Below are 11,734 nucleotides of genomic sequence, written 5' to 3'. Positions count from 1 at the left end.
CGAGTGGAGTCGGGATGCTCGTGGGGAATCGTGCTGCGAATGAGTCTGGCTCATTCGCAGCACGGCCTGAATCAACTGGCCCTGGGCAGGCTGCAACTGGCCAGGGAGTAGACGTAGTAGTTGAGGCGGTCGCGGTCGGTGCGATTCCATACCTGGCCGACCGACTTCAGGCCCTGGCTCTGGCCGACCGCGCCGGCGATGCTGCCGCACCAGCACATCGGGTACTTCTGCCGATACAGCGGACCGCTGATGACCACCGCGACGTGCCCGTAGGTGCGGCCCTTCAGGCCGGCGATCACCAGGAAGCCCTGGGCCGCCTTCTGCGCGGCCTCGGCGCCGGAGGCGAGCTTGGTCCAGCTCTGCTCCAGGCCGTCGACCATGGCGTTGGCGTTGCCGCGGGGCATCGGTACGCCCAGCTCGGCGGCCACCGACTGGACGAAGCCGGAACAGTTGTCCTTGTTCGGGGTGCCGGCCAGGTAGCTCTTGTCCCAGCTGTTCTTGCAGGCGTTGACGATGCATTGATCGAGACTGTCCATGTATCACCTATGCGTGTCGATAAGGGGCGCTCCGGCCCGGATCATTTCTTTGCGGTCTGGCAGAACGGCGCGAGCGAACGCTTCACGATCTTCGCGCAGCTGTCGACGGATTCGCCCGAGCATTTCTCACCCAGGCGCAGCCCGTCCTTGTCCACCGCCCAGCGCTGGCCGGAGATGTCCTCGCGGTGCACCACCTTGCAGGTGGCGCTGTCGTAGGACACCAGCTCGGCGCTGGAGCCGCTGAATTCATGCATCAGCACGCGCCGGCCGTCCTGGCTCAGGAACACGCCGCCGCGCGACCAGATGCCGCCGTCCTCTATGCGGCAATCGTTGCCGCTGTCGCGGTCGGCCAGGTAGACCGGCGGTTCGGGAAAGGCATCGGGGTTGTCGTCGTTGGGATCCTCGTTGCTGAACATCACGCGGACGTGCTCGTCCTCGCCGCCGAACATGTTCGGCGAGCCGAACTGGGGCACGATTTCCAGCTGGGTGAAAGTACAGTCCGCCGCCTGGGCCGAAAGGCTCAGGAAGAGAGCGGCGAAGCTGCCGGCGAGCAGTTTCATGGGGCGGGTTCTCCGTTGGGCCGCCAGGGCGGCGAAAGGATGGACCAGGCCGCGCCGGGCGCGAACGGAAGCGCCGCCTGGCGACAGCAGGCGGAAAGCGGCGAAGAGGGGACGTGGGGCGCACGCGAACGGGCGCGGATGGGGCGCGGCGAGTCGAAACATATCCCTGTTTCCTCGAAGTCATCGTCCTTGATCGCCAGGGCGGGCCTGGGAGCCCGGCTAGCATACGTGGCGGCCGAAGCCGGTGGAATGCTGGCGAAATGGCGGCTCAGGCCCGGGGCGAGTTCGCCCGCCGTTGTGAAAGTGCGGCGCAGAGAGGCGGGTTTGCTAGAATCGCCCGTCGCCGAGTGAGGAGTGGTTCATGTTGCCAAGACCGTTGGTTGGGTTGGCCTTCGTTTTGTCGTCTTTTATCCAGTCTGTTTCCGCTGCTGAAATTTCCTATAGCCGTGACGTCCAGCCGATCTTTACCGCCAAATGCGTCGCCTGCCACGCCTGCTACGATTCGCCCTGCCAGCTCAACCTGAGCAGCGCCGAGGGCGCGCAGCGCGGCGCCAACCAGCTGCCGGTCTACGACGGCACTCGGACCAAGGCGCAGGAAACCACCCGCCTGTACCTCGATGCGCACGGTGCCGACGCCTGGCGGCGCAAGGACTTCTGGTCGGTGCTCGAATCGCAGGACGGCCAGGCCGCACTGATGGCGCGGATGCTCGAGCTTGGCCACAGCCAGCCGTTGCAGCCGAATGCGAAGATCCCCGAAGGCCTGGACATTTCGATCAACCGCGCCAACCAGTGCCCGACGCCGGCCAGCATCGATGCGTTCATCCGCAAGAACCCAGGTTCCGGCATGCCTTTCGCGGTGGCCGGGCTGAGCGACGACGAATACGCCACCTTGCAGAAGTGGCTGGCCGCGGGCGCCCCGGTCGACCAGCAGCCGTTGCGGCCGACCGCCGCCGAGGCGCGCCAGGTGGCCAGCTGGGAGCGTTTCCTCAACCAGCCTGGGGCCAAGCAGAGCCTGGTCTCGCGCTGGCTCTACGAGCACCTGTTCCTGGCGCACCTGTATTTCCCGGAGCAGGGCGCGCCCGGCCACTTCTTCCAGCTGGTGCGTTCGCGCACGCCCAGCGGCCAGCCGATCGACCCGATCCCGACCCGGCGTCCCAACGACGATCCGGGCAACAGCTTCTATTACCGCCTCTGGCCGATCCAGGGCGTGATCGTACACAAGACGCACATCACCTATCCGCTGACGGCGAAGAAGCTGGAACGCGTCCAGGAGCTGTTCTTCGGCACCCAGTGGAACACCGACAAGGTTCCCGGCTACGGCGTGCAGAGCCGCGCCAACCCGTTCGCCACCTTCGCCGCGATCCCGCCACGGGCGCGCTACCAGTTCATGCTGGATAACGCCGAATACTTCACCCGTACCTTCATCCGCGGGCCGGTGTGCCGTGGACAGATCGCCACCGACGTGATCCGCGACAACTTCTGGGTGGTATTCCAGGACCCCGATCAGGACCTGTTCGTCACCGACGCCAACTTCCGCGCGCAGAGCGAGCCGCTGCTGGCCTTGCCGGGGCAGATCGACGAGCTGAAGAACCTGCTCGGCCTGTGGAGCGCCTACCGGGACAAGCGCAACGAGTACGAAGACCTGCGCCAGGACGTCTACGCCGACGCGCCGCCGCCGACCTGGAACACGCTCTGGCACGGCAACGACAACGCCCTGCTGAGCATCTTCCGCCAGTTCGACAGCGCCTCGGTGCGCAAGGGCCTGCTTGGCGAGGTACCGCAGACCCTGTGGCTGATGGACTATCCGCTGTTCGAGCGAACCTACTACGGGCTGGTGGTGAACTTCGATGTCTTCGGCAACGTCTCGCACCAGGCGCAGACGCGGCTGTACTTCGACCTGATCCGCAACGGCGCCGAGCAGAACTTCCTCCGCCTGATGCCGGTCGACGCGCGCCAGCCGTTGCTCGACGACTGGTACCAGAACAGCGGCAAGCTGAAGATGTGGATGGACTACCAGGCCTTCGACGACGACACGCCGAGCGCGCTGGGATTGCCGGAGAAGCAGCCGAAGAAGGCCTTCGCCGAAGAACTGCTGCGTCGCTACGGCGACCTCAATGCGCGTCCCGACCCGATCAACCGCTGCCTGGACGGCAACTGCTATCGACCGGGCATCGACCGCGAACTGCAGGACGCCGAGCAGGCCTTCAGTCGCCTGGTGAGCCGGCCGGCGGCCGGCCTCAAGGTCATCGAGCGCTTCCCCGAGGCGACCATGCTGCGGATACGTACGTCCAGCGGCAAGCGCGAGGTCTATACCGTGCTGCGCAACCGCGCGCACAGCAATGTCGCCTTCATGCTCGGCGAGTCGCTGCGCTACCAGCCGGGCCTGGACACCCTGACGATCTACCCGGTCGTGCTGTCCAGCTACCCGAACTTCATGTTCGATCTGCCGGCGACGGATGCCGAGTCCTTCGTCGGCGCCCTGGAGGCGGCGAAGAGCGGCGAGGACTTCGACAAGGTGGTCGAACGCTGGGGCGTGCGCCGCAGCAATCCGCAGTTCTGGAGCTACTTCCACGATCTCGAGGCGTACATCCGCGAAACCGAGCCGGTCGAGGCGGGCGCACTGGACATGAACCGCTACGAGAACCTCTGAGTCTCGCGACCCGCTCCACAAGGGGCGGGTCGGTTATCGCGAATTATTCCTACTAATTTACTAGGGCTTTATCCGCAAGTACCGATTGGCGTAAACTGTCGGCATATTTGCGAGGAGTTGCCATGAGCGCCATCACCATTACCGAAGCTGCCCAAGCGTATCTGGCCGAGTTGCTGGAGAAGCAGAGCACCCCGGGTATCGGCATTCGTATCTTCATCACCCAGCCGGGTACCCAGTACGCGGAAACCTGCATCGCCTACTGCAAGCCGGGCGAGGAAAAGGTCGAGGACACCGCCATCGCCCTGAAGGACTTCACTGCCTGGATCGATGCGGTCAGCGAGCCCTTCCTCGAAGATGCGGTGGTGGACTACGCCACCGACCGCATGGGCGGCCAGTTGACCATCAAGGCGCCGAACGCCAAGGTGCCGATGGTCAACGAGGACAGCCCGATCACCGAACGCATCAACTACTACCTGCAGACCGAGATCAATCCCGGGCTGGCCAGCCACGGCGGACAGGTGAGCCTGGTCGACGTGGTCGAGGACAACATCGCCGTGTTGCGTTTCGGCGGCGGTTGCCAGGGCTGCGGGATGGTCGACATGACCCTCAAGGATGGCGTCGAGAAGACCCTGATCGAGCGTATTCCCGAACTGAAGGGCGTGCGTGACGTGACCGACCACAGCAACAAGGAGAACGCCTACTACTGAGGCGTTTCCGTAAGGCAGAAGAGGCGACCGCAAGGTCGCCTTTCTCGTTGCCGGCGTTTCAGCGCGACAGCGTCCGCGTTCGTCGTACCGGCCAGAGCAGTGCCAGCGCAACCAGCAGCGCCGGCCAGACCAGCAGGTTCACCGCGTTCCAGCCAAGGCTGGTGATCAGGGCGCCGGAGCCGAACGACATCAGCGCCGCCACCAGGCTGTTGCCTTGCTCCATCAATCCTTGCGCGGCGCCGCGCTCGCTTTCGGCGTGGCCCTCGCCGAGCAGGGTAGTGCCGGCGATGAGCATCAGGTTCCAGCCGCTGCCCAGGGCCAGCGAACTGAGCAGGAAATGCGTGACCGACTGCCCGTCCAGGGCGATGCCGGCACTTGCGGCGAGCAGGAACGCGCCGAGCAGGGCGACGCGACGGTTGCCGATGCGGTCGACCAGCGGTCCGGCGAAGAACGCCGGAAGGAACATTCCCAGCACGTGCCACTGGATGACCCGACTCGACTGTTCCAGCGGCAGGCCGCAGAAGCTCATGGCCAGCGGCGTGGCGTTCATGATCAGGATCATCAATCCGTGTCCGGTCGCGGTGCAGGCGATGGCCGCGCGGACCACCGGCCGCCGCAACAGGCCGCCTATGTCGCGCCAGGCGAGTCGTGCCGGGCGTGGCGCCTGGCCTTCGCGGAGCAGGGCCATCAGCAGCAGGCCGGCGAGGGCCAGCACGGCGATCAGCAGATAGGCGCCGACGAAGGGCTGGGCCAGCGCGTTGCGCGACCACAGCGCCAGGCTCGGCGCCAGCAGCGCGGCGAGTACTCCGCCGGCGAGCACGTAGGCGCTGGCGCGGCCTTTCCGCCCGGCATCCACCGCCTCCAGCGCGGCGAACCGGTAGTACATGGCCGAGGCCTGGTAGACCCCGATGCCCAGCGCGCCGAGACAGAACCAGAGGAAATCGCCAGTCCAGACACCGGCGGCGCAGACCAGGCCGCCGAGCACGCCGCCGCCGGCGCCGAGCATCAGCCCGGGACGTCGGCTGTGGCGCTGCATGAAGTGCGACAACGGCTGCACCGCCAGCAGGTTGCCCAGCACCAGCAGGGCCAGGGGCAGGGTGGCCAGGCTGTTCAACGGCGCCAGCTGGACGCCGACCAGGGCGGTCAGGGTTATGCCGATCAGCGAGCAGGACCAGTACAGGGCCTGGCCGCAGAACAGCAGGAGCAGGGTCGGGTTGCGTAGCAGCATGGCGTCACTCCGGACAACCGCCGGGCCTGACGACGCGTCGGCTGGAGGCCGGCTGACGGACCAGCGCATCCCGCGGACGCCTTGGCCGGGCCAGCAGTTCGCCGCCGCAGTTCGGGCACTGGCCGCCCAGGCGGGTCGTCGCGCAATCGCGGCAGAAGGTGCACTCGAAGGTGCAGATCAGCGCGTCGCCGCTGTCGCCGGGCAGGTCGCGGTCGCAGCACTCGCAGTTGGGGCGCAGTTCCAGCATGGGAAGGTCCTCGGTGGGAGCGTCAGGCCAGCATGCCGAAGCGTTCGGCGTATTCCTGGGGGCTGACCGAAAGATGCTTGTGGAACGTCCGCCGGAGGTTTTCCGGATGGCCGAAGCCGCACAGCCGGGACACCGTGGCGATCGACGCCTGGGCGTCCTGCAGCAGGGCGCGCGCGGCCTCCAGGCGAACCCGCTCGACGTAGCGACCGGGCGCCACGCCCAGTTCCTGGAGAAATACCCGGGACAACGTACGCGGGCTCATGCAGGCCTGGTCGGCGAGGGCTTCCAGGGACAGGTCGCCGGCGAGGTTGGCGGGAATCCACTCCAGCAGCGCGGCCAGGCGCGGGGTGCGGCTCGGTTCCGGGGTCAGCCAGGCGCTGAACTGGGCCTGGCCGCCAGGACGCTTGAGGAACATCACCAGGCGTCGCGCGACGCTGAGCGCCAGGCTGCGGCCGAGGTCGGCCTCGACCAGCGCCAGGGCCAGGTCGATTCCCGCCGTGACGCCGGCCGAGGTGAAGATGTGGGCGTCGCCGTCGCGGCACCGCGGGTCGTAGGTGTGCAGGCGGTCGCCTTGCACATGGACGCCGGGAAACCCCTGGCGCAGCGTCGCCACGTCGGCCCAGTGGGTGGTCGCCGGGCGCCCGTCGAGAACCCCGGCGGCGGCCAGGATCAGCGCTCCCGAACACACCGAGCCGAGCCGCCGTATGCACGGTTCGGCGGCTTTCAGCCAGGCGAGCAGGTCGGCGTTGCGGGTCTGCGCCTCGACACCGAGGCCGCCGGGCACCAACAGGGTGTCCAGGCTTTCCGGCGGACAGTCGCGCCAGGCGAGGTCGGCGCAGATGCGGATGCCCGCGGAACTGGGCACCGCTTCGCTACGCTCGCCGAGCACCTGTATCCGGTAGAAAGGCGGCAGGCCCTGGCGCTGGCGTTCGACGTTGGCCGAGGCGAATACCTGCAGCGGTCCGGTCACGTCCAGGCTCATCACGTCGGGATAGATCAGGCAGGCAATCAGGCGCGGTTCGGGCATGGCACAACCTCATGGCGATGGCGGCAGTCTGGCGTCCTTCGGGCCTGGCCGCAATGCCAGTCGGCCCACGGATCTTGCCATTCGCTCGCCGGGGCGTCCCGCTGCGCCGATGGTTGGTATCGCCTCGGCACGCCGCATGCCCTATTGTCTGGTAACGGGTGATGGCTTTTTGACTCATCGCTGCAGAGGCGCCAGGGTATTGTCGTCCAGGCCTGTTTCAGCGTTCGGTCCGAGGTAGGGGAGTCAGCATGCTTGCACGCGACAGCCTGGTACAGGCTGGTCTGCCGGATAATCCGTATGCGCGCCAGTTGCGCAACGGCTTTCGTTGGTTGCGGTTCGAAAAGGAGCTGGAAAACGAGTTTCGCGAGTTTCTCAGCTGGAACTCGCTGATGCAGCGGCGCGCTGCCATCGGGGTGGCGTTCCTGATCTGGGCGCTGTTCATCGTGGCCGACTGGATGATGGTGGACATCCGCCTGCACCCCAGCCTGTTCGAGCAACTGCTGGGCGTGCGCCTGGGAATGATCGGCCTGCTGCTGGTGGTCTGGCCGGCGGCCTTCCTGCCCAGCCTGCGCAAGGTCGGCGATGCCATCGCGCCCTACTGCCTGCTGCTGATCAACCTGGCGGTGCTGGCCTGCGACGTGCTGTTCGAGTGGCATGGGGTGCCGCGCTTCACCCAACTGGGCGCGACCCTGGGCATCCTCGCGGTGTTCTTCCCGCTCGGCCTGGCGTTCTGGGCCTGCGTGCGCCTGGCGTTGCTGTGCCTGGCCCTGAACCTGGCGGTATTCCTGCTTTTCGGCGGCGAAGAGAACCTGCGTACCAACCTGCTGAATACGCTCTACAACGGCCTGGTGGTGCTGATCTGTTCGTTCGCCCTGTACCTGCAGGACTACGCCCAGCGCGAGCAGTTCCTCGGCCGGCGGCTGCTGGGCATGATGGCCGAACAGGACAGCCTCACCGGCCTGGTCAACCGACGCTACTACGAGCTGCTCGCCCAGCGGGCCCTGGAGCAGGGCGCCCGCGAAGAAAAGGGAGTGGCGCTGATCCTGGTGGATGTCGACGACTTCAAGGCCTACAACGACCACTACGGGCATCCGGCCGGCGATGCCGCCCTGCGCCAGCTTGGCGTCGTGCTCCGGCAGGGCGCGCGGCGGCCGCTGGATATCGCCGCGCGCCTGGGCGGGGAGGAGTTCGCCGTGTTGCTCTACGACAGCGAGGAGGGCAACACCCTGGCCATCGCCGAGCGCCTGCGGCAGGCGGTGGAGGCGCTGGGCATCGAGCACCTGGGCTCCAGCGCCGGCCCCTGCCTGACCATCAGCCTGGGCGTGGCCTATTCGACCTCCGGCATGGGCCTGGACGCGCTCTATCGCGAGGCCGACCGCGCGCTCTACGAGGCCAAGGATGCAGGGCGCAACGCGGTGCGCGTGGCGTTCCGGCAGCACGACCGCCTCGAATAGAGGAAACGAAAAAGGCGCCCATGGGCGCCTTTCGTCGTATGGAGCGGCTCAGCCTTGGCTGGGCATACTCCAGTCCTGCAGGTTGTAGCCGTTGTGGCTGAGTTCTTCGCGTGCCTGTTGCAGCAGGCCGGCAAGCTGCTCCGGATCGGAGTAGGCGGAGCTCGGAATGCGCGCACGGCCCAGCAGGCGGGTGCCGGTGCGATCGACTACGGACAGGCTCAGGCCGCCGTCACTGCCTAGCTCGGACCAGGCAACGCACTGGTATGGCTGGAAGGCGCGCCCGGTGATCAGCAAAGCCTCGTTGAAACGGAGCGTAGCGTTCATGGGAGTCGGTCTCTCTCGTTCATGTCTGTGTGGAACATGGGTGGCGCTTCCCGGCTCCACCGTGTTCGGTCACGCTAACTGATGCTTTCGAAAGCGAAAAAGTCACGGCGTGGCGCGTTTGTGCAACAGGTTGTCGCTTTTTCGAAGGGTTTTAGCGTGCCGAAGCGGCTAGGCGCGGTGTTTTGTCGCAGAACTCCAGGAGGGCGGCCAGGCCGCCTTGCGCTCGCCGCCCGCGCCTGCACAGCCTAGAATGGCGGCCCACCTGTGGCAGCGGACCGCTTCGCATGGATATCGACCTCGCCCGTACCTTCCTGGAGATCGCCCGCAGCGGTAGCTTCGTCGCTGCCGCGGAACGCCTGCACCTGACCCAGACCGCCGTCACCGCGCGCATCCAGAACCTCGAAGGGCAACTCGGCTGCCGGCTGTTCGTGCGCAACCGCGCGGGCGCGCGCCTGACCGCCGACGGCGAGCACTTCCTCGGCTACGCCAGCCAACTGGTGCAGACCTGGGATGCGGCGCGACGCGACCTGCCGCTGCCGGACGGCTTCCGCAACCTGCTCAACCTCGGCGGCGAGGTCAGCCTGTGCAATCCGCTGCTGCTTAACTGGATGCGGCGCCTGCGCGAGGCGATTCCCGGCCACGCCGTGCGGGTCGAGATCGGCCAGGGTGCCGACCTGCTCAAGCAACTGGAGCAGGGCGCGCTGGACGCCGCGCTGGTCTACCAGCCGGAATACTGGCCGGGGCTGCAGGTCGAGCAGTTGCTGGAGGAAAAGCTGGTGATGGTGCGTTCCGTGCTATCCGCGGAGCCTTATCTGTATGTCGACTGGGGCCCGGATTTCCGCAGCCAGCACGATGCCGCGCTGCCGGACCGGGCCAAGGCCGCGCTAGCCTGCAACCTCGGTCCGCTGGCCCTGCAGTACATCATGCAGAACGGCGGCAGCGGTTATTTCCGTACCCGGGTGGTGAGCAGCTACCTGGATGGCGGCACCCTGCAACGGGTCGAGCAGGCGCCGGAGTTCGCCTACCCGACCTACCTGGTGTACTCCCGCGAGCGCCTGTCGCCGACCCTGCACCATGCGTTCCAGTTGCTGCGCGAAGTGGTCCGCGAGGACAGCGACTGGTCGCAGCGCTGGGACTACGTGATCTGATCGGCCTGGCCCAGGTGCTGCAGCCAGTTGCGGTAGAGCGCGGCGATCAGGTCGGTCTGGCTGACGATGCCGACCAGGTAGCCGGCCTCGTTGAGCACCGGCAGGCAGTGCAGGCCTTCGTCGGATAGCAGCGAGACCAGTTCGACGGCGTGGGTGTCGGCCTGTACGCAGACCACCGGGGTGGTCATGATCGTCTTCAGCTTGGTCCCGCGCAGGAAGCGCAGGCGCTTGAACGGGCTGCCGTCGGGGCGGAAGTGCTTGAGCAGGTCGCTCTGGGTGACGATGCCGGCCAGCCGCCGATGCTCGTCGAGCACCGGCAGGGCCTTCAGACGGTGTTCCTGCAACTGCTTCCAGGCGTCGTCGATGAAGGTCTCGGTGCTGGCGGTCTGCACGTCGCGGGACATGATCCGTGCCGCGGTCAGCTCGCCCATGCGCCGGCGCAAGGCGTAGCGCTCGGTATGGTGGATCAGTCGCTCGAGGTCGTCGCGGGTGATGTCGACGTATTCGCCGAAGTCCTGCAGCGCCTGGTCCAGGTCCCGGGCGGAGAAGTCCGTACGCGCGCTCGGCGCCAGGTCGCGGGTGCCATGGAGATTGGCCCGCGGCGACTGGTAGGGGCGCGGGTAGGGAGAGCGCATCAGGTTGTTGTAGAGCAGCGCGCAGCCGATCAGCACCAGGGTGGAGAGCAGGATCGGCCAGACCACGTCGATGCCGAGTTCGCTCAGGGACGGGTTGAGGGCCACGCTCAGGGCCAGCGCGCAGCTCGGCGGATGCAGGCAGCGCAGGGCGAACATCAGCAGCATGCCGAGGGCCATGCCGACCAGGGCCGGGGCCAGATCGTGTCCGAACCAATAGGCGCTGAGGCCGCCGGCCAGGGCGGCGACCAGGTTGCCGCCGAGCATCGACCAGGGTTGCGCCAGGGGGCTGGAGGCGAGGGCGAACAGTAGTACGGCGGATGCGCCGAGCGGCGCTGCCAGGCGCAGCGCCAGTTCGCTGCCGAACAACGCCTGGCAGGCGAATACCGCGGCGAGCGCGCCGATGCAGGCACCGAGTCCGGCGCGCAGGCAGTCGCGCGGTCGAGCGTTCAGGGTCAGGGGGCGGAAGCCTTTCAGCCAGGTGCGTACGGCGGTGCTGGGGGAGTCGTTCATGGAACTCTTCGAAGCGAAAGAAAGGGGCCGTTGCCGGCCCCGTAAGGCACTTTCGTGCTGGAGGCATCCATCCCTGGATGATGGAGTCGGTTCAGGCGAGGAACGGCGGGCCGGCGGCCTCGCGGGATTCCTCGAGGGGGCGGACCACCTGCCGGCAGATCTTGCCGGTATCCCGGGCGACCCGGCGGGCGGCCTCGGGATCGTCGGCGAACGGCAGCAGGGCGGCCTGCTCGCGTTCCTCGCGGGTACTGCCGGCGAGGCTGAGGGCGAGGCCGAGCGCCAGGGTGGAGAGGCACAGCAGGGACAACAGCATGTTCAGGCCCCCTGGCCGGCCGCCAGGACCGGCTGCCGCTGGTCCTGCGCGCTGCGCAGGGTCCGCCAGGTGTTGTAGGCCATCAGCAGCATGCCGCTGGCGAAGGTGGCGCCGCCGAGCAGGCGCACCACGTAGCCCGGATGGCTGGCCACCAGTGCCTCGACGAACGAGTAGGTGAGCGTGCCGTCCTCGTTGATCGCCCGCCACATCAGGCCCTGGGTGATGCCGTTGACCCACATCGAGGCGATGTAAAGCACGGTACCGATGGTGGCCAGCCAGAAGTGCGCGTTGATCAGGCCGACGCTGTGCATCCGCTCGCGGCCCCAGAGTTTCGGGATCATGTGGTAGAGCGTGCCGATGGAGATCATCGCCACCCAGCCGAGGGCGCCGGCGTG

Annotated in this window: 13 protein-coding genes; 4 read left to right on the top strand and 9 right to left on the bottom strand. The window is 67.2% G+C overall.

Translation table 11 applies throughout. The annotated features are described in order from the left end of the window. Positions 1-71: 71 nt before the first annotated feature. Positions 72-536, bottom strand: a complete 465-nt coding sequence (gene tse1, locus HMPREF3014_RS07760) for a type VI secretion system effector peptidoglycanhydrolase Tse1 (RefSeq protein WP_003088027.1) — start codon at positions 534-536, stop codon at positions 72-74. Between the two features lie 41 nt (positions 537-577). Then, entirely contained in the window at positions 578-1,096 is a 519-nt protein-coding gene (gene tsi1 / locus HMPREF3014_RS07755) for a type IV secretion system immunity protein Tsi1 (protein ID WP_003132761.1), read from the bottom strand. Positions 1,097-1,457: 361 nt separating this feature from the next. Between tsi1 and HMPREF3014_RS07750 the strand changes: the two genes are divergently transcribed. Both HMPREF3014_RS07750 and nfuA read left to right on the top strand, forming a co-directional pair. Next, the gene (locus HMPREF3014_RS07750; protein WP_023087573.1) at positions 1,458-3,746 is read left to right on the top strand and encodes a fatty acid cis/trans isomerase; all 2,289 of its coding nucleotides are present in this window, start codon (positions 1,458-1,460) and stop codon (positions 3,744-3,746) included. Between the two features lie 122 nt (positions 3,747-3,868). Beyond that, positions 3,869-4,453, top strand: a complete 585-nt coding sequence (gene nfuA / locus HMPREF3014_RS07745) for a Fe-S biogenesis protein NfuA (RefSeq protein WP_003088034.1) — start codon at positions 3,869-3,871, stop codon at positions 4,451-4,453. Positions 4,454-4,511: 58 nt separating this feature from the next. Here nfuA and HMPREF3014_RS07740 read toward each other — a convergent pair whose 3' ends face one another. The 3 genes from HMPREF3014_RS07740 to HMPREF3014_RS07730 are packed head-to-tail and all read right to left on the bottom strand — an operon-like array spanning position 4,512 to position 6,955. Next, on the bottom strand, positions 4,512-5,681 hold the full coding sequence (locus tag HMPREF3014_RS07740; RefSeq protein WP_023087572.1) for an MFS transporter: 1,170 nt from the start codon (positions 5,679-5,681) through the stop codon (positions 4,512-4,514). Between the two features lie 4 nt (positions 5,682-5,685). Next, on the bottom strand, positions 5,686-5,928 hold the full coding sequence (locus tag HMPREF3014_RS07735) for a DUF1272 domain-containing protein (RefSeq protein WP_003088038.1): 243 nt from the start codon (positions 5,926-5,928) through the stop codon (positions 5,686-5,688). Positions 5,929-5,950: 22 nt separating this feature from the next. Next, entirely contained in the window at positions 5,951-6,955 is a 1,005-nt protein-coding gene (locus HMPREF3014_RS07730; protein WP_003113607.1) for a GlxA family transcriptional regulator, read from the bottom strand. A gap of 248 nt (positions 6,956-7,203) precedes the next feature. Between HMPREF3014_RS07730 and HMPREF3014_RS07725 the strand changes: the two genes are divergently transcribed. Further along, entirely contained in the window at positions 7,204-8,409 is a 1,206-nt protein-coding gene (locus HMPREF3014_RS07725) for a GGDEF domain-containing protein (RefSeq protein WP_003098203.1), read from the top strand. 48 nt (positions 8,410-8,457) lie between these two features. On the opposite strand, the gene HMPREF3014_RS07720 is transcribed toward HMPREF3014_RS07725, so the two are convergent. Beyond that, on the bottom strand, positions 8,458-8,733 hold the full coding sequence (locus tag HMPREF3014_RS07720; protein ID WP_003098204.1) for a hypothetical protein: 276 nt from the start codon (positions 8,731-8,733) through the stop codon (positions 8,458-8,460). Between the two features lie 284 nt (positions 8,734-9,017). Here HMPREF3014_RS07720 and HMPREF3014_RS07715 point away from each other — a divergent pair, with 284 nt between their 5' ends. Further along, the gene (locus HMPREF3014_RS07715) at positions 9,018-9,881 is read left to right on the top strand and encodes a LysR family transcriptional regulator (RefSeq protein ID WP_023087571.1); all 864 of its coding nucleotides are present in this window, start codon (positions 9,018-9,020) and stop codon (positions 9,879-9,881) included. On the opposite strand, the gene HMPREF3014_RS07710 is transcribed toward HMPREF3014_RS07715, so the two are convergent. From HMPREF3014_RS07710 to HMPREF3014_RS07700, 3 genes are all read right to left on the bottom strand, one after another. Beyond that, complete coding sequence (locus HMPREF3014_RS07710; RefSeq protein WP_003113608.1) at positions 9,869-11,026, bottom strand: CBS domain-containing protein; 1,158 nt, start codon at positions 11,024-11,026, stop codon at positions 9,869-9,871. The genes HMPREF3014_RS07715 and HMPREF3014_RS07710 overlap by 13 nt on opposite strands. Positions 11,027-11,117: 91 nt before the next feature. Beyond that, the gene (locus HMPREF3014_RS07705; protein ID WP_003098206.1) at positions 11,118-11,339 is read right to left on the bottom strand and encodes a hypothetical protein; all 222 of its coding nucleotides are present in this window, start codon (positions 11,337-11,339) and stop codon (positions 11,118-11,120) included. Positions 11,340-11,341: 2 nt separating this feature from the next. Then, positions 11,342-11,734 (bottom strand): cbb3-type cytochrome c oxidase subunit I (locus HMPREF3014_RS07700; protein ID WP_177344181.1); only part of this gene is annotated, 393 nt, incomplete at its 5' end.

The sequence above is a fragment of the Pseudomonas sp. HMSC065H01 genome, assembly GCF_001815235.1.
Taxonomy (GTDB): domain Bacteria; phylum Pseudomonadota; class Gammaproteobacteria; order Pseudomonadales; family Pseudomonadaceae; genus Pseudomonas; species Pseudomonas aeruginosa.
This window is presented reverse-complemented; position numbering and strand designations above follow the sequence as displayed.